Here is a 21570-nt window from a genome sequence, read left to right on the forward strand (position 1 = left end):
CGTTGGATGGCGCTGTGTGTCTCATTGATACGCTACTTGAAGATAGATTTTCTGATCCTTTTTGGGGTTACAGTTTTTGAATGTCTTATTTTTTATGGGTGTCTTATTCTCTTTTTTCTCTTTTTTCTCTTTTTTCTCTTTTTTTATGGGTGTCTTATTCTCTTTAAGTGCGAATGATGAACTACATCTTCAATTTTGTATCTCAATATTTGTAATTTGGTCATTTTTATTAAAAAACACTCTTTTTTTGTTCTACTGGATTCTTTTTGAAATGCTTCCTGTTTTTTCTGTTGATAATCCTCTTACCCATTTTTATTATCAGATAGAGCCAGTCATCGTCACTGAAGTGCTGAGTGTTTCCGTGCAGGTAATCTTCCATTAATGATATTTTGTATTTTTCGCCAACGGTGAAATAGCCTGCTGGTTTTTCCAGGGTTGTTATTTTTCTTGTTTTTATGGGATGAAGGCTCTGTTGCTCATCTGAAAGAGTGTCATCTACAGGCAACCGCTTGGTAATTTTCGGGCACGGGCCCGCCTGGCAAGTCGTATCTGCCGAGATGTGCTTTGGCTGTGAGGAGATTGGTGGTAAATGCATGGATATAGTCCTTTATAATTCCAACTCATTACTCTATCTGATGATATTTTGCCGAAAAAGTTCAAAAGGTTTTAAAAAAATTGAAAAGCTTGCCAAAGCCGATTGAGTACTTATGAGTCTTCGGGAGTGGCCGGTGATTGCAGCAGTTCAGACACCATTGCAGAAGCACGCCTGCTGGTACTGAAAGATCACAGCCTTTGGTAGCAAATTAATCTGAGTAAAAAATGTACGAAAGTACTATAAACGACGAGAGATCAGCCCAGTAAGTGAGTGGGTGCAAGTCGGCAATGCCACGACGCTTTTGCCAGTCTGACGAAAACGCGCTTTGTGTATGATCTTTCATTCCAGGGTCATCTGCTACAGATTTACAGGCAGTAGGGGCGCAAGTATGGAAAACTTGATTGAAATGGCATCCTGTAGTCTACCATGTAGGCTTCGCCCTAATTTCTGACGGCTATAACAATACAGGAGTCTTGGAATGTATAGACACTTCTTTTTTTGGCTATTAGTAATTTATCTACAAGATGCAAGAGCAGTTGAAGATTTAAGAGTTTTTTTCGTTGTCGAACCATCTAATTTGAAATTCTTGATGGATGGGTGTTATCAGTTTAATACAGAGTTCAGTTACTCTATAGAAGATGTTAAAGATGAAAATAAAGGGAGTCGTAAAGCAGTAGTCGTCTTTATGAAACATTTAAAAAACCCATTCTCTTGTTTTTTGGTTCCTTCTCGTGAGTTTGGGGTTTTTGCTGAGGGTTCTGATGATTATAAATTTTATTTGCATTATTTTGATTTTGGAGATGATGAGCCAGGTTTTACTCAATATTTTATTACCAAGTCTTTTTGGTATCATCTTTTTTATACGTCATTTATCGAGCAAAAAAATAGAGAGTCAAAGTTTGCTGAATCATTTGTTAGTAAAATCTCTGATTTGGAAGTAGTGCTTTTATTTAAGTGTTTTGGTGATGAAGAGTCGAGAAATGACTGTAAAGACTATTTATTAGAGAGCCTTGAGTGGTTTGGGTGGAATATTGAAACTAAAGACAGAAGAAAAGATGGTTTTATATACATTAGAATTATTATTCCTCTTGGAAATGAACACCATAATAATTCCCAGACTTTTCAGCTAGATTCCAATGTTCGTTTGGATATTGAAAAGTCCGGTGTAAGAAGGAAAGGAGAGAGAAATAAAGGTTCTATGATTTTTTTTCCATCATTAGTATGTCAGAAGAAATCCTGCGAAACGCTGGCCCTCAGCAGCGTACAGAATCAGGAAGACTATTGCGCTTTCGGAATGATTGGTTCAAACAATGCTTGTGTATGGACATTTCCCAGAAGCTACAACCAACTGGAAACCTTTGTTGAAGAAAGCCCCGGCACTGGTACTAATGTTACTGCTAAAGCTAAAAATATCTATGAAGCCTGCAGAGAGTACACTAAAACCTCGGCAGATGTCTTTAGCATTACTAAAGCCTTATTCGTTGCTCTGACGGGAATTGTCAATAGTTTCAAAAGAGTAAAGTCAGACGGTTCTAACAGTCTGGAAAATACGAGTAAATATTTAAATGAGCTCGGCTTTGAGGTTCATAATATGCCAACTGATGGCTACTGTGGCTGGCATGCTATCCTCAGTTGGATCAGAAACAACAGATATGAGCTTTTATCTGAAATGACTGAAAATCCAGATGAATTAACGGCAAGTGGTGTATTTGAATATTTTTCTGCCAGAGCGCAAGAACGGGTTGATGAAGGTGATGAACCTGACTTTGTCGTATCAATGGCCAATGAAATGAATGGGTCTCATTCGGATAGAATGTGGCTTGAAGATAATCATATTCGTTACCTGATTGCCCCGTTTATCAACCAAAATATTTTAATGTTTGATATAGCTTCTAATGCTCCCACTTCAGGATGTCCTTTTCAGGTTAGCTTGATAACACCAGATGGTGTTGATATTAACTTTCAGAATCAAAACGAAATTGTCGAAGCGTTACATGAAAATCGTCATTGTATGATGTTGCTTCATGCTTCTAATCATTGGTTGTTGGTAATGCCTGCTGATCAAGTGGCCAGAACTCAAGCTAATCAAGGAAATACAACTTCACAGGATTTACCCGGAGGGTGGCTTGAAATTGACTGGAGTAAAGTCGTTGTTCCACAGTCTCTTTCTGAATAAGTAGTTCAGCGCATTGTAAGGCCTGTTCTTGCTCTTGAGGCAGTCATTGTCACTGAAATATCGGGTATTGTCATACAACTTCACTATTGGTCCATATTTTTCCTGAATGTTCAAAAAAATTTGATAAACAATAAGGTCGATGGCTGTCTGAGGGGATTCTCCGGATCAGAGGCCATCTACCACAGAGTGCAGCTATTGGAATTGTGTGTGAGCATAACCGATGAAGGGTTTTGATTAGTTTCATTTGTCAAGAGTCATAGTACTACTAGAGTTCACAAACAGTAATCCAAGAGGAAGTGACGCAGTGAAAGCATTTTTTTTCATTCTTATCTTTTTTTTTACGCAATTTTCTGTGGCAGGGAGATTTTCTGATGCTATTTTAGGTAACAATTTTACAGCAATAGAAGAGTTCATCAAGAAAGGTTATATGCTCGAAAGAGAGAATGACGCCGTGTCCGACGCACTTAATTCCGGATCATTGGAAATGCTGCTTTTTGTGCTTAAGCATGGTGCTGACCCGAATTCATTTACCTATACACATACCTATAATAGTTTGAGGGTCGCACATATTTTAAATGATGCCTCAACGATATCTGAAATTGTTGCATTGCTCAGTTTTGGTGCAGACCCTTTTGGTGACTCTCTATGGGAGTGGAACCATGCATTGGTTGATAAAAGGTGGTTGCATTTAATTATTTATTATTATTGGTGGAAAACGTTAAAGTACGGTAATTTTACAGCCCCCAATAGCCTTTCTGAACTCAATGTCATTATAGGGTCTTTACCTTTCCTGATAATTAACTCTTTTGTTGTTTTTATGGAAAATAATCTTGATTTGGAAGAGATATTACCTGTGTTGCCAGAAGATCTGAAATGGTTATTTGATTTTGTAAGCAGACAATAACCAGACGACAAGGGAACCATAGTGAGGTCTGATTAATTCGAAAAGTGTTATATTTACAACATATCAGGCTACTTTGACTGGCTCTTCCTTGCAGACTTTTTTTGTTTCTGGCTACCTTGGCATCTTCAAGGTTGATCAGCGCGTGTTGATAAGTGCATCTAATCCAGACTCTTCTTAAATCGTTTTGCCGCAACCACTAATCCAACGATCGTAAAAACGCCCAGGTAAGCAACATCTTTTGCCATGCCCTGTAATTCTGCACCTCTTAAAATAATACCCTTCATCAACCGCATATAGTGGGTTGCAGGCAAGAGTTCGGAAAACCATTGAGCAGCGATTGGCATGCCTTTAAAAGGAAACATAAACCCTGACAACAGAATGGAAGGCAGCAGAATGAAAATGGTCATTTGTGAAGCCTGCAATTGCGTTTCCGCGCAGGTGGAGATAATCAGCCCCATTGTCAGACTGGCAGAAATAAACAGCAGGGTGGCCAGTAACATTTGGAAAATACTGCCGACAAAGGGTACCTTAAAAATCAGGTTACCCAGCAACATAATAATGCCGGTCTGAATAAAACCTGAAAAAATATAGGGGATGATTTTGCCAATCATCAGCTCTATCGGGTGAACGGGTGTCGCTATCAACAGTTCCAGGTTACCCCTTTCCCGTACCAATGCGGCAGAAGTGAACATAATCATCGTCATGGTCAGAATAACGCCCACCAAACCAGGAACCGTGTTGACGACGGATCGTTGTCTTCACCGCGTCGACAAGAGCCCGGCTGAAGTAAGTTTGGCTCTGATCCACAATACTGACCGGTATCTCTCTGACATCGATATTGATGGCGTAGCCAAACAGCAGTAATTCAGCCAGAGGAATAATGACGATCATGGCAAAGGTGGCATGATCACGTGACAATTGTCGAAATTCCTTCATCAGGATTGAGAAGATTCTTTGCAGGCTGTTGGTCATGCCTGACAGGGTGGAAGATTTTTCTACTTCGTTTCTCTGAAACCTTTTGTCGGCATCTACCAGCCGGGCCTCAATTTGCCCGACACTGGCCCTCGCTGCTGCTATGTCTTCCATTCTCGCGCCGTTGACACCATTTCATTGAGATAGGCTCGTGCCCGCTCCGTTTCGGCCAGGGTGGCAGCAACAGCGGCCTGTTGTTTGCGATCATCCAGCTTCAGGATCAATTGACCGGTTTTAACAGGGTTTCCCTCAGGGATAAGAATGTCTGTAATCAGCTCCGAAGCGGTGGCTGTCAGAGTGACTCTGTCTCGTTCAAGTGTCCCCAGCGCCTGATGGTGATCGGAAGAGAAGCAGCCGGAAAGCAGGAGTGTCAGAGCGGCAGCTTAAGTTAACGCAAGATGATTCTTTATCCATCGGTTCATAGAGTGAAGGCGTTTTTCATGACGATTAACATCCAACAAATGTAGACACAAAACGAAGAGACGTCTTATAACTGTCTCGCCAATGTCTGATACGTGATGAACCCGAAGTCTGTGAGAAGGAAAGCAGTGAGTACCGAATCACTCAGGAAGCGGGGAAGATCGGTACTCAAATAGACGTTTAAGGTCGATCACTCAGCTGATGTCAGGAACTCAACTGAGGGTGCAAAGAATGCACATCCGGTGACGGCCTGTGAATAATCCATCAAGTGATCGTAGTGACCATGGTTATCGGCCTTGATCATGGACTCCATCATCTTGTCAAAATGGACTGGAGTGCGACAGTAGGAGACAAAGTAGAGTCCTCCCTCACTGGCATTACCATAGGGCATACTGTGACGGAGTATTTCCATACTTTTGCCTTCGCTGTTCTTGACGTTGGAACGTTTTACGTGAGCGGTTGGTGCTTTTTCTTCGCCACTGAATTCAATGTTGTCTTCCTTGGTGCGCCCGATCACTTTTTCCTGCTCGGGTACTGCCAGTTTGTTCCACTTTTTCAACGAATGAACCCACTTCTGGGTGTGGATATAGCAGCCACCGGCAAACGACTGATCTTCATCACCCACCAGAGAGACGCTGGCCCTGTCATCGCCCTGGGGATTTTCGGTGCCGTCAACAAATCCACTCAGGTCACGGCTGTCCAGGTAACGAAAACCTGTCTCGTCTTCCTGAATTTCAACCGCCTGTCCAAAATCATCCATGGCTCTGTGCAACAGGATAAAGTTGATATCCCGGCGGTTGGAACGGATATGAAGCAGCAGGTCACCCTGAGTGGCAGGTGCAGTCCGGTCACCTTCTGTCAGTGCTTTGAAAGGAGCAAGAAGGGCCGGCTTACCGTCTTTGTACAGAACATCCCAGGCCTCGCTGCCAATACTGATCGTGGAGGACAGCCTTGCATCGGGATACTGTTGGCTGAGCTCCTCAGTCAGTCGGGGAATCAGTGCACAGGTCTTTCTAATCTGTTCAAGGCTGTCTGCATCTTGTCTGATAGTTAAAACCAGAAAGCAGGCATCGGTATTGGCTTCTGGAGTAATTCCTGATTGTGGTGTGCTCATTTCCAACTCTAACGTCAGTTTTCGTAACAATGGGAACCTGTCTGTTTTCTGTCAGGTTACCTTGCATAGCATGAAGGGGTTTATAGTTTGGATCAATACGCTTATCTGGCTTTATCGGATAGATTGCGGGCCTCTTCGCACTCACCCTCTTCAGCCATTTGTGCCAGTTGCGAACATTCCGATGACATCGGCTGGAAAGGACAGGCTGTGGTCTCTTCCTGACGGGTCATGAGGCTGGCAATAGTGTCTTGCCTGATAATCTTGCTCTCAATGGAGTCAATGGTTCGAAAGCTCAGCCAGACTGCTATGAATGAAAACAGGACGCCTCCGGCTGCCTGACCCACCAGTACCCCATAAGCCCCCATATATTCAGAGGCGACCCAGATGAAAGGGACTGTACCCAGTGTCGCCCGGCCCCAGTTTAACAGGGTTGAGTATCCGGGCTTGCCCAGATTGTTAAAGGCCGCATTGGCAACGAACATAGTTCCTGTAAACAAAAAGCTGATGGCAATCCAGTTGCAGAAAAACGACACCAGACTGGCAGCTTCACCCCGGGCTCTGAACACCTGAATGAGAATGTCCTGCAGTAAAAACAGTATGACTGAAATCACAAGGACATAATACACGGTAAAGAGGATAGCATTTCGAAGCGACTCCCTGACCCGGCTCATGCGTCTTGCCCCAAAATTCTGGCCTATTATGGGTCCAACCGCGCCAGACAGGGCAAAAATGACACCAAATGCAACAGGTATCAGCCGGTTAATGATGGAATAGCCTGCTACGTAACTGTTGCCGTAATGTGACATATAGCGAACCATCCAGGCACCACTGAAAGGCATGGCCAGATTGGTGGCAATGGCAGGGAGGGTGATGGCAAGAATGTTTTTGAGATCCTTGCAAAAAAGCGACCAATCAAAGGGGGAGTAGAGTTTATGTTTATAAAAAATACCGTAAAAGGAAATACCAAACATCGTGACACGGGCCATCACTGAGGCAATGGCTGCCCCCTCTATACTGAGTTCCAGAAGAAAGATCAGAATGGGGTCCAGGATGGCATTCACAGCTCCGGCTGAGAGTGACGATGTCATGGAGAGCCTGGCATCTCCAACAGCTCTGAGTCCGGCTCCAAGGGTCATGGACAAGCTGACCAGAGGCATCGAGGGAATCACAATATGCAGGTAACTGTCGGCCAGTTCATGAACTCGTCCGGTGGCTCCCAACAGAGCAACCATTTGCGGAATAAGAAGCCAGAAGAGGATGGCCAGCGTGACACTGACTAATAGCACCAGGAAACAGATGTTTACCTGATATTGGCAGGCTTTTTTCCGGTTGTGGCTGCCAATGGATCTGGAGACCAGAGCCCCTGCGGCAATGGATAAACCAATACCCAAAGCGGAAGTGATAAACAGGATAGTGCCCGCATAACCAATAGCTGCAGCCAGATATTTTTCACCGAGCAAACTGAGAAAGAACAGGTCGAGCAGGTCGACAAAAAAGAGCGTAGTGATGCCCGCTGCATTGCTGAGACTCATAACAATGACGTGCTTCATTGTTGAGCCCTGGGTAAAGCGGGCATGGGTCATCGTAGGCTAACCTTTCGACACTGTTTAGGTGAGTTGGGCATAAAACGACAAAAGTCGTTAGAATTCCGGATAGTAAAGAGCCGTATTTTGCTCAGTGAACAGGATATTGTGTTTCGACCAGCTTAGTTCAGATCCCGGCGACGGGTCGGTTAAATGGCGTTACAATAAAACGCTTTAGCAATTGCGGACTGTTTTTCTATGGATCTTATCTGGAACCGGGTTGAAACCGGGTCCCCATTACTGATACTGGCCCATGGTGCCGGCGCGGCCATGGACAGTGATTTCATGAATCAAATGGCTGACTTATTGGTGACAGAAGGTATCAGTGTCGTGCGCTTTGAATTCCCTTATATGCGAGAGCGAAGAGAAACCGGTAAAAAAAGACCACCAGACAGGCAGCCAAAATTATTGCAATGCTGGCAGGATGTGATCGGGCAAATCAAAAATGAATACAGCGACTCTCTGTATGTTGGCGGTAAGTCAATGGGTGGACGAATGGCCAGCCTGCTGGTGTCTGAGATGACTGATCTTTCGTTGAGTGGCGTCGTATGTCTGGGCTACCCGTTCCATGCACCGGGTAAACAGGACAGGCCCAGAACAGAGCATCTTGCCGATTTCCCATTACCCATGCTGGTGGTGCAGGGCAGTCGGGATGCCATGGGTGATTATGCAACCGTTCAGGGTTATGAACTGTCAGAGAATATTGAGCTTCACTGGCTGGCGGACGGTAATCATGATCTGAAACCCCGGATAAAATCGGGTTTTACTCATCAGCAGCATTTGGTTGAAGCCGCACAAAAGATCTCTGACTTCATAAAGACAAAGTTTACGTGTACTGGTCTGAACTAAAGTCTCATAGAATAGTCTCAATTCTGTCGGGCAATAGTGAGGATTGGTGTTGACCTCAACAGCAGCGTTGTATCGGCGGGTCTGGAAGTTTGCCTGGCCTGCTATTCTTTCCAATATTTCGGTTCCCCTGCTGGGTCTGGTTGATTCTGGGGTCCTGGGGCATCTCTCCAGTGATATTTACCTGGCAGGTGTCGCCATTGGCAGTACATTATTTACACTGCTGTTCTGGGCTTTTGGCTTCCTTAGAATGGGTACTACCGGACTGGTGGCTCAGGCCCTGGGTCAGGATGATCATCAGGAAACCCGGCAGTGGCTGGCCCAGTCGATCCTGCTGGCTGTTGTAATCGGTGTTTTCCTGATCCTTTTATACCGTCCGCTTCTGGATATTGCCCTGCCTTTATTTAACGCGGCTCCTCAGGTGGCCGAGCAGGCCAGAATCTATTTCACCACCCGAATACTTTCAGCTCCTGCGGTCTTGATTAACTACGCGATCGTCGGCTGGTTGATCGGAATGCATCGTCCCAAGGGGCCCATGTTTATTCTGGTACTGGCCAATGTGGTCAATATTATTCTGGATCTGCTGTTTGTTCTGGGTCTCGGAATGGCTACCCGAGGCGCAGCATTGGCAACAGTGATCGCTGATTATACCAGCCTTGTGCTGGGGGTATGGATGGTCAGTCAAACCTTGAGAGGTATGTCCGGAAGCTTTGTTCGCACAAGGATTCTGAACCCGGGCTCTATGCGCCGCCTGTTGTTATTAAATCGACATCTGTTTGTTCGCACGCTTTGTCTGCTTGCAACTCAGGCTTTCTTTACGGCACAGGGGGCCCAGAGCGGCAGTCATATACTGGCTGCCAACGCTCTGTTACTGAATATGTTGCTGCTGATTTCCAATGGATTGGATGGCTTTGCCCACGCTGCCGAGGCACTGAGCGGCGAAGCTCTGGGGCAGCGAAAAGAAGATCGCTTTAAGCAGATTGTCAGGGTAACGGGCTATTGCTCGCTCATGTGTGCTGTTCTGTTTTTCCTCACCTTCTCGCTGGTGGGGCAGGGCATCATTGGCTTGTTGACGGATATTCCTGCTGTCGCAGAAACTGCCAACATCTATCTGCCCTGGCTGGCCGCCATGCCATTATTTGCTGTCTGGTGCTATTGGCTGGATGGTGTGTTTATTGGTGCCGTGCGAACGGATACGATGCAAAACACCATGCTGGTGGCAACGTTAATTGTGTTCCTGCCGGTCTGGTATGTCACCCGGGATATGGGAAATCACGGCTTGTGGTTAGCCTACAGTGCCTTTATGCTGGCCCGCAGTGCAGGACTGGCTATTGTTTATCGATCCCTGAGTCGGTCCGGGTCCTGGGTCAGATAACAGGAGTGAATGTGTCGGAGACTATAGAAATCAATCATGAACTGGATACTTCAGGTCTGCTCTGCCCGGAGCCGGTCATGATGTTGCATAACAAAGTGAGGGACATGAAGACGGGAGAAACGGTCAGGGTTATAGCGACTGATCCTTCGACCGAGCGTGATATTCCCAAGTTCTGTAACTTTCTGAATCATGAGCTGCTGTCTCGTGAGCAGCTGGAAAAACAGTATATCTACCTGATTCGCAAGGCCGGTGCCTAGGACTTAATCTGGCAATCATTTCACATAACTGTTCCGGGGTCCCAGCATGGTGCACTATGCACCATGCTGGGTCGTTGCGAAACGCATTGCGGTAGAGAAATTGAAGAAAATTGACTAAATAGTTAGTTTTTATATAAAGTTGACGAGTTGGTCAGGTATTTGCATTGTCTATACCAGACGCTGATACAGCGGCTATTGGATATAGCTATAAAAGCACGGGTTACGCTGAAATAATTGCGTGCATTTATTCAGAACAGAATTATTACAATAAATCCTGAAGGGAATAATCATGAAGTTAATGAAACAAGCCGCTATTGCTGCAACTATTGCTGCTGCCTCTGCAGGCGCTCAAGCGGATATCCTGTGGAGTAATGTCTCGGCAACTTATTTGACCGGTGACGGCTATTTGAATGCTTTTTCCGGTGAAGAGGGTAAATCCCAGGTGGTAACTCTCGAGCATGCTGCAGCATACACCTGGGGTAAGAGCTTTTCTTTTGTTGATCGTTCTTTTGTAGAAGATGACGTTGATAATGATGATACCTACGGTGAGGTACATATTGATTTTTCGCTTACTGGAGGTGAAGGCTTTAAAGACTCTGTGATCAAGGACGTTTATTTTGCGACACAGTGGGAACATGCTGCGACGGTAAATCTGGATAATATTTTATTGGGTGTTGCAATCGGTTGGAATGTACCTGGCTTTATCTTCCTGGATACTGCCGTTTACTATCGAGCTAATGGAAAAACCGCTGGTGACGTTGAGGTTGAGTTGGATGACAATTTTCAATTTACTACAGCCTGGGCCGTGCCTTTTTCTCTAGGTTCAACTAAATGGTTATTTGACGGCTTTGTGGATATTACTAATGCTACGGAAAATAACTCGGGTAAAGATGTCGAAATGCAAATTATTGCACAGCCTCAGTTAAAACTGGATGTGGGTGATTTCTTCGGTAAAGAAGGCAAATATTACGCCGGCATTGAATACAACTACTGGAAAAACAAGCTTGGTCGTGATGGGCAGGATCAAAACCTGCCACAGTTCATAGTGCAGGCAAATTTCTAAAAGCTTTCATATCTGTCAGTTGGAACAGTGTTGTGATGGAAAAGCCAGCGCTTTGCGTTGGTTTTTCATCATATGGATTTCAGGGCATCCATAAATTTGATCCCCCAATTCTTAAAAGCAGGTTTTAATTCTTTTAAATCTAAGCTCGGCAGGTCATAGCAGTCTGTCCCGCCTGAACGCTTACCAAGTAAAATCATTTTGATAATGATACTTGAGTAACATTCCAACGAGACTATGTGCCTCTCTGTAATGATGAGCTATCAGATCCCGAACCTGCTCCGTCAACGCAAGCCATCACACACGCGGCCGCACATCCCCTATCAGAAGCAAGCAGATTACAGCCTGTGACTTTGGAGTCTGCCATAGCAGAAGAGCATCAAGTCTTGTCAAATCACAGAAGGCAACACTGGACACTATTGTTTGATGATGCAAATTCAAGTGATTGATTTCTGTTTATCATAGGGTCAGGAGGGAAAGGCACTGCAACCGTTTTCGAATACCCGAAATAAATAAAGCACTTTCAAATATAATGTCTATTGTTATTTTTTGTCGATAAAACCTTAAAAAATAAATTCAGACATGAAAGCAACGAGGTTCCTGACTATGGATCACCTGTTTTTTTTATTTATTTTGTCTGTTACTTTGCCGCTCGCTGGTCACTGCAATGCTTATACCAGCCTGTTGAGCTGGGCAGGTTGGGGGAGTTCCTCCAAAGTTACTGAGACATGGGGTGAGACAACGGGAGAAATTAGTAAACTGTCGTTTAGAGGGAACAATCCGCCTCTTCTTCTAACTTATGATCGCAAAGCGGTTGGTGAGAACGGTAAAACAGTTTCTGAATTGGAGAACAATCAGTTTTATGTCATTCTCGATAGTCAACCGGGCGATCAATTTAATTTTTGTTTCCGGACGTCTCCTGCATCGTCGACAGGGGATTTTCCCTCTCTGCCGGTATTTAAAAAGCCTGTAACGGGTCAGGGTATGCCGGATATGCAAAGTGGGAGAATAAGACGGGTTGCTTCAACACCCGACAGGGGTCGATGGCAACACGAGTACTCGGCCAGATGGCGTTTACCGGCAGGTCATCAATCGTTGGTTTTAGCCATTGAAGATAATGATGATGGCTGGATTATAGAACCGGAATGCAGCGGTATTGTTTCAGAAAACGGGTCTTTACCGTTGTTACCTGGCAGTAATGCGTCTGCTAACAAAAAAATATCATTTGTCGATATTTTTTACCGCGATAAACCGACTGAAAAGGATGGGTCTGGACATTCTGACGACAGCAGTCGTGTCAGTGGGCCTTTTGCGATACCCGGAGCCTCGGGTACTGCGGATAACAGCGAACCATTCACAAGCTCTGGCGGAGGCGGTTTTGGCAGTGGCGATGATTTAGGCGATTTATTCAAGAAGAGGCCGAGTGGTGGGATGGGCGGCCCCCTTTACTCCTTTGAATGGATGAGTGAGCAGGTCAGCAGGGTTATTCTGGTGCCTGGCACTGACGGCCAGGCCGTAAAAAAACAGATTTGGGATGCCCGGATTGTGCTCAAAATCAAGCAGGGTTGGAATGAGCAGGCCATTATTATTTCGCAGGAACTTTGGGATAAAATAAAAGCTGCAAATCTTGAAAGGAGTTCAGGGCTTTTTCTGGCATTGTCCAGAAATCCTGATAATCCGGAAGCTGTGTTTGAATATTACCTGAGCAGTAACCCGCCACAACCGCTACAAACAGAACACTACCGTCGTTATGGACAGCAAGCGTTCATTTTAAGTCCCAAACAATTACGCAGCGTGTCCGTTTTTCCTGGCCAGATCCCCACCGGGATCAGCCATCCTGGAGGAACCGGAACCGGTCAGGCTGGTAGTCAAAAGGGCGATCTCAACAGGGCCCAGCCAACTCAGTTTCAAGGTGGCTATGGTCGTCAAAATCAGGACAGCGGTGGTGGAAGAGAGAGTGGCGGAGATGATGGGGCAGGTGGTTCATCAAACGGTAGATTATGCCAGAATTGTAATAATAATAAGCCTGTACTCGCCTTTAATAAATGCAAAGAATGTCTGGATCGTGAATCTGGTGTACTTGAGCAGGAATCGACTGAAGCGCAGCCTTCTGCAATGGCACAAGACAGGGAAGAAGAACCTGTGTCAGGTACACAAGACGCTGATACTTCAGTAACCGATGTATTTCAATGGTTCAAAGCTTTGGATTTAAATGAAAGGGAGAGAGAAGATTGTTTTCGCATTAATCATTACTATAATTTACCGGCACTTTATAACCTTTTAACGCAAAGTTTGATGTCAGATAAAAATGCGTTAAGTGAATTTTATCCGAAATGGTTTGAATTTTTAAAAGGCAGTCTGTCTCTTTATCACCTTATTTTACAAGTCGGTGAGTTGGCAAAAACCCAGGGAATTGAAGATTACGCTGAGGTGACAAGGATTGTTAAAACACTTGCTATTCACAGGGATGAGTTTGAGAGCGAAACCAGTTTGAATCGATTCGGAAACGAATTGCTGAACCAGCTAACCGGTAATGATTTTTTAGCTTCTGATGATGTGGGTCAAGTTTTTTATTCAGGATTAGATAGCCAACAGAAAATAGTGTTAATCAATTATATTTATAAAATATTTGAAGAAATGAGTCGGTCGCTAAAAGCTGAAATATTTCCATCAAGTTTTTTAATAGTAATAATGTTCAATAAATTTGGTAGAGATGTTTATGATAGGTACGGTTTTGGTATACCGGATCCGTACAATAATCGTGGGGAGTTAACAAGAATTCTTAAGTTTGGGTTTGGTGGTGAATACTCTTTTATTACTCCAAGTAACAGAAATTATTTAACTGGAACCAATAGTCAATCATTTCATGATTTGGCATTAAATATTAGTACCAATCAGTTTATAGATTTTTATGAAATTGAAACTCTATTGACTGCTTTTGTTCTCATAAGATCAATGCACGGAAAGCGTTTAAAAGATCTATTCTATGAAAATGTTCGTTTTGCGGAAGATGTATCAAGTAAGCAACTTGAGCTTCTAAGAACCTTTACCTTAAAAGCCGGTGAACAGCTTGTTACGCTTCTGGAACAGAAGGGAGCAGAAGAAAAAGACAAGTTTATACATAGTATGTTTTTGATCTTTGGTATGGCCCCTGGGGCACTATTTGGTAAGCCATCGGATCAATCGTTTGATGAACTATCGGGTCCTGAACCCGTTCCGTCAACACAAGCCGTTGCACATGTGTCCGCAGATCCACAGTATCAGCAATCAGAAATAAGCAGGCGACAGCCTGCAACTTTGAGCCCTCATTTAGAAAAAATGATGGGTGTTTGTTCTAAACTAGGCATCGATCCTAACCAAATTGTCGAAAGAAAAAGCACTGTAAAGTTGAGCTCTACCGTAGCACAAGAGGAACTCCTGATTATTGCTTCTAAACTGGGAATCGATTGGCAAAGATTTGCCAAACAGACCGGTGTTTTTAATGAAGAACATCTAAGAGAGATTAATAAGGGTGACGATCATGATAAGGCAAGGGTAATGATAGAAAAATGGCAAAAAATGAAAGGTCGGATTATCTTCGATGACTTACTGGAAGTTTTTGCAAAGATCGGACGATACGACCTTATACAATATTTAGTAAGGCGTTACCATTTTTGAAATGAGTATCTTTGGCCTGCACAGGGCAAGCCTTTACGGCGGAGCAGGCATTGAACGACACTCTTCTTGCAAACTTTGGGCTTGTTACTCAGAAAGACTTATGGATCCGGTTTAACTATCCCCAGTGAATCGCCGACTGCGGACCGGCTTGCCATGGTGTGGGGGCTAGAGACCTCCGGCTAACGGATTTATTTGCAACCCCTGACTCCTTTGCTACTTTTATCCACTATGTCTTGTGAACTTTTGGATGACCGGATCAACCATGAAAATTTTATGTTCAAATATACAAGCCATTGCATTATGTATTTGTAATTTAATTTCATCTGCTTGTCATTCTTCTCCGTTTATTGCAGAACACAGAAGTGGATTTACGATTACCGGAGATATTAGCAGATACGAAAATAGTGTGTTATTTAACAATGTAAGAATGATTCGCTATGCAAGTAATGAAAGCTTGGAAGAATATTCTCATGATTATGTCTATTTTAAGGGGCTTTTGGAAGGACGTAATGATAATAGAGATATCCCCAATGAAGAATTTTTTCTTTTTATGGATAAGTTTAAAGATGTAAGTGTTATACGAAAATTATTACCACTAACATTTTTTGTTAGCGAAGTTACTGATAAGCCTGTCTATATCACAGATATTCAATCTCAGAATGATATTACAATTGCCCATGGTATTGTAACAACACTAAGCAATGAGAATATAACACTTGTATTTTCGGAAAAAAGTATCCACTCCACTGAGTTAGATAACAAATGGACACTTAGGAAAATATACTTATATAAATCTCTTTTAAACTTTGACGGGCTGAATAATGCAAGAGAGGAGCTTTCTTTCACTGAAGTTTATACTGGTAGTCGATGTGAGTTTCTTATTGGTAATAGTAGAGAAATAACTTATCCATCAGATATTGCAGTGAAACTACTATTTAGTGCAAGTGCTTCAGTATTTTCAGTGGCAATCATTATAGTAACCCCAATAGTAGCTGTTTGTATTCCATTTTTACTTCACTCCTTGAAGCAAAGACTTGAATTCCGTTAGTAGTATGATTCACTTACAGCATATAACGAGCCTGTAGAAAAAAACCAAAAACAAAGCCGTAAAACTTGCGGCTCCTGTTATTAGCGAATGCTGCTCTAAAACCTTTTCCCAAAGTGGTGTAGTTTTTTTGTTCGGAAAGCCTCCGCTGGACTCGCCATCAGTAATATGAGCGTAAATATTTCTGAGTTAGAAAAATACAGAATTTACCAGCAACCGACTCCTGCCTGAAATATCAGTCCATTGTACTTAGAATTTTTACCCTACCTAGGTCTTATCATGCCCATGATAATGCTTCTTCTAATATTCTCTGAATATAATTTATTCCTGGTTGAGCTTCAGGATTGTTCTTGCCATTAAATATGGTCGTGCCGTGCAGTGCGACCCATGTGTGAAATACCGGGCATGGAGGACATACCTTCAAATCCATAGCTGTGGCTTTCTCTAATGAATTTATGCCCGAAAACTTTAAACTATCAGCCATGTTTTTCCAGGACTCGTCATCAATGGAATCAAAATAAACTGGATCCAGAGTGGCGACTATATTCTTTGCCAGTTGGAAGTGGTGGTTGTCGTTACCTTTTTCGGGTGTTACCGGAGCAACGTATCTTGATGATAAGTCCTTATAACTAAGAGAATCTCCATCGTTTTTTGCTTCAGAGAGATATTTCATAGCTTCAGATGGGCTCTCATACTCGGTTTTAGAGTATGGTGACGAATATTCTCCTGGAAATATGTTCTCTCCTAAAACTTTATCCACGTCATTGCTCCTTTTGATACCCAATAATTTTTAGAGTCTTTTAACTTTGTTTAGTTCTAATTAATTGCTAACAAGAGTGTGAGTATCTCTGACAAAGTGAGATTGAAAGCCGAAGTCGAGATTTAAAAACATTGATGATGGATATTATTTACATGGTGTCAGGGCCACTCTGTTTGAGTTTACCAGGTAGCAATGTGCCAAGTGTTATCATTTCCATGAGAATAATATTTGAGTAGTTGCATCCCAACGAGACTGTGTGCCTCTCTGTAATATTGATCTGGATTATAAGAGTCATTATCAAGTCGACTATCTGGCATTTGATGAAGGTCTATGATGAAAGGCCTTTTCAAAGCGCCTTTTAAAAAAACATCTTTAGACTGCTCTGAAAAAAAACAACAACTATTTTCGCCCTCCCAGGAAGCAGCTCTATCAGGAATCAATAGATAATTGTGATGTGGTGAAATATGTGCAATCTGTTTTGATAAATGTTCATAATTACTTTCTGCGTCACCACTTAAAATATAATCAAATAACTTTTTCGCTTTTTCTACAGACCATTTTGTTGATTTTCTTTTTTTGAAGTAAGGCATTTCTGAGAAAAATGATTTATGCCACCCTAAGAGCTCTCTATTGATTTCAGATAACTTTTCTACAACGCCTTCTCGTATGTGAGTTAGTGATAATATTTTTGAAATCATTGGCTGAGTAAAAGTTCCATGACTCGCTAATATATAAGGTGGTCTGGTTAACCATTGATTATCAATGTCTGAATAAAATAAATGATTAACCCCGAGCTTTTCTAAACGATTAGCCAGTTCTGTTTTGTTTTCAGACTTTGCCTTATCTATACAAAAGCTTATAGTCTTAGTAATGTTTTGCGATACAATAATTCTAATAGAATCCATAAAATGAAAGTTCATGGATGAGGCGTATCGCTCTAATTGGGCGAGAAATTTTAGTTGCAGATCTGTTTCAAAAGAGATGCATAAAATATTGTCATGATCTTTAAATTCAGCTTTCATCTCATTAATTTGAGATATTGTTAGATTTTTATCTGAATACACTATTAGTAGTGGTATATCACTTTTACTGAGGTTGGTTCCTTCTTCTAAAATTCTTTGAACATAATTAAGTCCCGCTAATTTTTCAGGATTATTCAAGCCATTAAATATGCTGGTACCATGCAGTGCGACCCATGTATGGAAAACCGGACATGGTGGACATACCCTCAAATCCATAGCAATAGCTTTTTCTAATGAATCAATGCCTGAAAATTTTAAACTGTCAGCCATGTTTTTCCAGGACTCTTCATCAATTAACTCAAAATAAGTTCGATCCTGGGTAAAGACTATATTTTTTGAAAGCTTGAGGTGGTGATTATCATCATTTTTTTCGGTTTGAGCCAAAGAAATGCATCTTGATGAAAGGTCTTTATTTAGCAATTGATTTTCTGTGTATTCATCAAGGTTTGGAAGATACTTTTCAGCATCAGCTCTATATCTGGATGGAGTGTCTGCCACCACTTCGGGGTATGGCAGGATGTACCCCCATGATGATATGTCTGGTTTTATCGCTTGATCCATTATTCCATATCCCTTTGGTCTATATGTGCTTTAATATTTTCTCCTGAGATTAAATTCTCGGGCACAGGTAAAAGCTCTAATTTCTCACTTAGATTGTTCAATAAGGTTGTGATATCTGGAATACTAAATACACCTTTTGATAAGTTAATAATTAATTCTATGTGTTTTTTATCTAAATCCTTTTTCCAATCTAAATATGAAAAGTCAGGCTCGAAGAAAATTCTTTTAAAACATTTTACATTACAAAAAGCAGCTTTTTCCTCATAAGGCAGAGCATCACAATTATGGCTTAATCGGGTTAAAACATAATAGACAAGATTCCCGATTTTGGATTGTGTTATACTACCATCCCAGTTAATTCCAAAATCTGTTAGTTTTAATCTGTTTTCACTTTTAAAATAGAGGACATTGCCTTCAGATAAATCAGTGTTGTTTAATAATCCCTTACTCTCAATATACTTATAGGCCTCTAATAACTCAGTAAGTAAAAAATCAAGTTGTCCAATTGATAATTTTATTTTTTCTTTACCCCATAAACCAACAAGTTTATCCAGAGAACAGTCTCCAAGTTCTAAGGCTAAGCATACTTTGTGATCAGAAATAGAAAAATCTAACAGATTTACAATGTTTCTATGAGGGTTTAGCTTACTTAATACGTTGATTTCAATCTCTCCATATCTTTGTGCTATTTTAAGAGCAACAAAATTATCTTTGTTCGTAGATTCTGTTTCATTTTTAGCTAAATAAACTTTTCCATAAGATCCGCAACCAATCAATTGTATTTTTACATAATGGCCTTTAGCTAAAACAACTGTTGTCTCATTAGTTGAGTTTGGGGGTGGTATTTGTGCTCCCTTTACATGGGTCGCTGAAGAAGTCGGCTGCATTTTGGTAAACCTGTAATGTATTGTGAATTTATACATTAGTGTGCTTTACATTTAAAATGTTTCTTTATTTGTTAGCATTACTTACCAATAAGTTAGGAGGATAATAAGCAAAACCGTAAATTTGACCAATCTACCGGTGAACAATTTTCATCCTGTTAAGTACCTGGCCAGTTGGTTTCGCATATTCTGGCGAGTGGATTTTTTCATCCTTCAAGGGGCAACGACGGGCGCGTAGCCATAGCTACGCAACCAGAGTTGGAACGCAGAAGGATGGAAAAAGCCGCCGTCCAGAATATGCGAAACCAACTGGTTAGGTACTTATCTATTCTTGTCGTTTTAGTTGGTTATTCCAGGGCTCGAGCTCGCAGCAGCCTGGTCGTTTCTATTTTTTTTGTTTTCCGAAATATCCAGTGCTATTTTTCAAGGTAAATAGACCATGAGAACAGTTTATTATGAGGTTCAAAAAGACGATCTCATTGTTGCTGATATTTTTGCTTTCATTTCATTCGTACGCAACAGTTCTTTCAATCAGTTCTCGTTTTCTTTCGATTAACGACAGGGGATTAATAATATCATATAAAAAAAGTGCTGAGTGTCATCAAATGTTTTTGAATGCTTGTGAAATATCTGGGCTTGCAGAAATAATTGATATGATTCGAATTATATCTTCAGTAGTCTTAATAGGAACTCAATATAATCCAAAAAAACCAAAAGAAATATATTTGAGGCAATTAAAAAGGTTGGCAGAAGATGGTTTAGGTCGTACTGGTTTTAATCAGCTGATAAAGTCTTCTTCTGTATCCGCGTCAGGTGGTTTTGTTGATTTTACTTTTCTGGGTTTGCAAAAAAACAAAGACTTAAATGATCAGTTAATGGAGCTCTTACTAGGAGTTTTGAATGTTTTGAATGAAGGTGGAGAGTATATCAACATATGTAGTGACTTAGGCTTGAGCGAAGAGCTTCAAGAGTTAAAAAGTGAAATTATGGGGTTAAAGCAAAGTAAATAAAAGCATTATTCGTATCAGCTTTCGTTTTTTCAAGTCTGACTATTCTGGTCTTGGCAGAGTCAATAGAAATATTTTGCAAGATGCATTAGCTTAGTTTGTGAAAATTCCTGCATCTGCCAATTCTATCCGGGACTTGGTTCAACTGCTCACTGCAGTCGGTGGTTCAGCTGAAGCTGGTGTTATGTTCCCGGGCTGGCTATGCTATGACTCAGTTCTTTACAGTTGAGGAGCTCAAAGCATGACCGATCCATTGAAGATAGCAAAGTATTACTTCCAACTCTCAAATGACAGTAATTTTGATGAGATCACAAAGCTATTTTGTGAAAGTACTACTTACAGATCAGGAAAGGGTGAGCTTTTTCTGGGTGTGAATGACATCATGACTATGCAGAGACTTTATCATGGTATGTTTGCAAGACTTGAATGGCAAGTAAGCAGTGTCACAGAAACCAAACCCGGAATTGTTCATTTTACTTTTAACTTTGTCGGTGAAACACACACTGGTGAAGTTGTAGAGTATTCTGGTTCGGAAGATGTGGTCGTGTATGATGGGAAAATTCAGCACATTCAGGTTCAACGACGGTGAAATCTTGAAACTCTTTTAATAAAACTCATCAAGACGATTAAAAGCATACTTTAAAATCGGACCATAAAAAACACAGGCTCTACGGCGCACCTGAATACGATTTCGAGCGTATAGGTTAGTGATTTAATATAAAGTATAAGGGGGAAAGAGTAGAACAAAGAGCATCAGAGTTAGAGGTAGTGGAGGAAAGATGATTAAAAAATATTCCCATGTCTTTCTGTTAGTGGTTCTAACTGGTTGTTTTTATATCAGTCAGGGCGATATTCATAAATACGTTTATAGAGGGAGTATTTCAGGTTATGCATACGACGAGTATAAATTGTATTTATATAAAAATGATAAACTTTTATCCAATCTACGAGCAAAAAACCTTGAAGTTATAATTTATTCTCCAGTCAACCTTACTTTAGAAAATGATAAGCCTGTTGAAATACTTAAAGATGGTAACTATGTCATCAGGGTTTTAATGAAAAGAGCCTTTTCAAGAAGAAATGCTACCTATAATTATGAGCTATCTCTTTGGGTGTATGATCATTAAATTAATAAATTAGAATCAATTTAAAACTGTGAGAAGGTATTTTATAGAATCTTTTAAGTGGTTCTTGTGATGAAAATATCAAACTAATAAAAATGCACTTGGTAGGGTTTTTCACGAGATTCCTGCTGTGCGCTCCTCAAGCGACAGGCGTTATAAGCCTCTCAGTATATGCTATAATACCCAATCTGATTTTGTTCTATTTAAG

General features: G+C 41.6%; 20 protein-coding genes. 11 read left to right on the plus strand and 9 right to left on the minus strand.

The genetic code is table 11. The features are described from left to right. Nucleotides 1–229 precede the first annotated feature (229 nt). Nucleotides 230–595 carry a hypothetical protein gene (locus tag ACOJUO_RS17235; protein WP_422137616.1) on the minus strand — a complete coding sequence of 122 codons (366 nt, stop codon included), beginning with the start codon at nt 593–595 and terminating at the stop codon, nt 230–232. A 478-nt stretch (nt 596–1073) separates the two neighbouring features. Between ACOJUO_RS17235 and ACOJUO_RS17240 the strand changes: the two genes are divergently transcribed. Both ACOJUO_RS17240 and ACOJUO_RS17245 read left to right on the plus strand, forming a co-directional pair. Beyond that, entirely contained in the window at nt 1074–2771 is a 1698-nt protein-coding gene (locus ACOJUO_RS17240; protein WP_422137617.1) for a hypothetical protein, read from the plus strand. A gap of 304 nt (nt 2772–3075) precedes the next feature. Next, nucleotides 3076–3675, plus strand: coding sequence for a hypothetical protein (locus ACOJUO_RS17245; protein ID WP_422133235.1), 600 nt, complete (start codon nt 3076–3078; stop codon nt 3673–3675). A gap of 158 nt (nt 3676–3833) precedes the next feature. Here ACOJUO_RS17245 and ACOJUO_RS17250 read toward each other — a convergent pair whose 3' ends face one another. The 5 genes from ACOJUO_RS17250 to ACOJUO_RS17270 all read right to left on the minus strand — a co-directional run bounded on the left by ACOJUO_RS17250 (nt 3834) and on the right by ACOJUO_RS17270 (nt 7764). Continuing rightward, the gene (locus tag ACOJUO_RS17250; RefSeq protein ID WP_422133236.1) at nt 3834–4367 is read right to left on the minus strand and encodes an ABC transporter permease; all 534 of its coding nucleotides are present in this window, start codon (nt 4365–4367) and stop codon (nt 3834–3836) included. Beyond that, nucleotides 4330–4761, minus strand: a complete 432-nt coding sequence (locus ACOJUO_RS17255; protein WP_422133237.1) for a hypothetical protein — start codon at nt 4759–4761, stop codon at nt 4330–4332. The genes ACOJUO_RS17250 and ACOJUO_RS17255 overlap by 38 nt, the downstream gene beginning before the upstream one ends. Beyond that, nucleotides 4749–5021: a biotin/lipoyl-binding protein gene (locus ACOJUO_RS17260; protein WP_422137090.1), complete on the minus strand. Its 273-nt coding sequence runs from the start codon at nt 5019–5021 to the stop codon at nt 4749–4751. Before ACOJUO_RS17260 ends, ACOJUO_RS17255 begins: the two co-directional genes overlap by 13 nt. Nucleotides 5022–5257: 236 nt before the next feature. Beyond that, nucleotides 5258–6181, minus strand: coding sequence for a Dyp-type peroxidase (locus ACOJUO_RS17265; protein WP_422137618.1), 924 nt, complete (start codon nt 6179–6181; stop codon nt 5258–5260). A gap of 101 nt (nt 6182–6282) precedes the next feature. Beyond that, nucleotides 6283–7764, minus strand: coding sequence for an MATE family efflux transporter (locus tag ACOJUO_RS17270; protein WP_422133239.1), 1482 nt, complete (start codon nt 7762–7764; stop codon nt 6283–6285). 198 nt (nt 7765–7962) lie between these two features. On the opposite strand from ACOJUO_RS17270, the gene ACOJUO_RS17275 reads away from it, so the two are divergent. From ACOJUO_RS17275 to ACOJUO_RS17300, 6 genes are all read left to right on the plus strand, one after another. After that, nucleotides 7963–8613, plus strand: a complete 651-nt coding sequence (locus tag ACOJUO_RS17275; RefSeq protein WP_422137619.1) for an alpha/beta family hydrolase — start codon at nt 7963–7965, stop codon at nt 8611–8613. A gap of 49 nt (nt 8614–8662) precedes the next feature. Then, nucleotides 8663–9985 (plus strand): MATE family efflux transporter, encoded by a 1323-nt coding sequence (locus tag ACOJUO_RS17280; protein WP_422137620.1) that lies wholly within the window; start codon nt 8663–8665, stop codon nt 9983–9985. A gap of 11 nt (nt 9986–9996) precedes the next feature. Then, a complete protein-coding gene (gene tusA, locus ACOJUO_RS17285) occupies nt 9997–10242 on the plus strand; it encodes a sulfurtransferase TusA (protein WP_422133242.1) in 246 nt (81 codons plus the stop codon). A gap of 289 nt (nt 10243–10531) precedes the next feature. Beyond that, nucleotides 10532–11305, plus strand: a complete 774-nt coding sequence (locus ACOJUO_RS17290) for a hypothetical protein (protein WP_422137621.1) — start codon at nt 10532–10534, stop codon at nt 11303–11305. Between the two features lie 603 nt (nt 11306–11908). Further along, entirely contained in the window at nt 11909–14959 is a 3051-nt protein-coding gene (locus tag ACOJUO_RS17295) for a death domain-containing protein (protein ID WP_422137622.1), read from the plus strand. Between the two features lie 262 nt (nt 14960–15221). Continuing rightward, a complete protein-coding gene (locus ACOJUO_RS17300) occupies nt 15222–16007 on the plus strand; it encodes a hypothetical protein (protein ID WP_422133245.1) in 786 nt (261 codons plus the stop codon). A gap of 274 nt (nt 16008–16281) precedes the next feature. Here ACOJUO_RS17300 and ACOJUO_RS17305 read toward each other — a convergent pair whose 3' ends face one another. From ACOJUO_RS17305 to ACOJUO_RS17315, 3 genes are all read right to left on the minus strand, one after another. Next, nucleotides 16282–16764 carry a hypothetical protein gene (locus tag ACOJUO_RS17305; RefSeq protein WP_422137623.1) on the minus strand — a complete coding sequence of 161 codons (483 nt, stop codon included), beginning with the start codon at nt 16762–16764 and terminating at the stop codon, nt 16282–16284. 179 nt (nt 16765–16943) lie between these two features. Continuing rightward, on the minus strand, nt 16944–18347 hold the full coding sequence (locus tag ACOJUO_RS17310; RefSeq protein WP_422137624.1) for a hypothetical protein: 1404 nt from the start codon (nt 18345–18347) through the stop codon (nt 16944–16946). Next, nucleotides 18347–19234 carry a protein kinase domain-containing protein gene (locus ACOJUO_RS17315; protein WP_422137625.1) on the minus strand — a complete coding sequence of 296 codons (888 nt, stop codon included), beginning with the start codon at nt 19232–19234 and terminating at the stop codon, nt 18347–18349. The genes ACOJUO_RS17310 and ACOJUO_RS17315 overlap by 1 nt, the downstream gene beginning before the upstream one ends. A gap of 602 nt (nt 19235–19836) precedes the next feature. Here ACOJUO_RS17315 and ACOJUO_RS17320 point away from each other — a divergent pair. From ACOJUO_RS17320 to ACOJUO_RS17330, 3 genes are all read left to right on the plus strand, one after another. Continuing rightward, a complete protein-coding gene (locus ACOJUO_RS17320) occupies nt 19837–20241 on the plus strand; it encodes a hypothetical protein (protein ID WP_422133249.1) in 405 nt (134 codons plus the stop codon). Nucleotides 20242–20479: 238 nt separating this feature from the next. Then, entirely contained in the window at nt 20480–20827 is a 348-nt protein-coding gene (locus ACOJUO_RS17325; RefSeq protein ID WP_422133250.1) for a hypothetical protein, read from the plus strand. 190 nt (nt 20828–21017) lie between these two features. Continuing rightward, entirely contained in the window at nt 21018–21365 is a 348-nt protein-coding gene (locus ACOJUO_RS17330) for a hypothetical protein (protein WP_422133251.1), read from the plus strand. Nucleotides 21366–21570 lie beyond the last annotated feature (205 nt).

The organism is Endozoicomonas sp. ALC020 (assembly GCF_049275935.1).
Lineage (GTDB): Bacteria > Pseudomonadota > Gammaproteobacteria > Pseudomonadales > Endozoicomonadaceae > Endozoicomonas_A.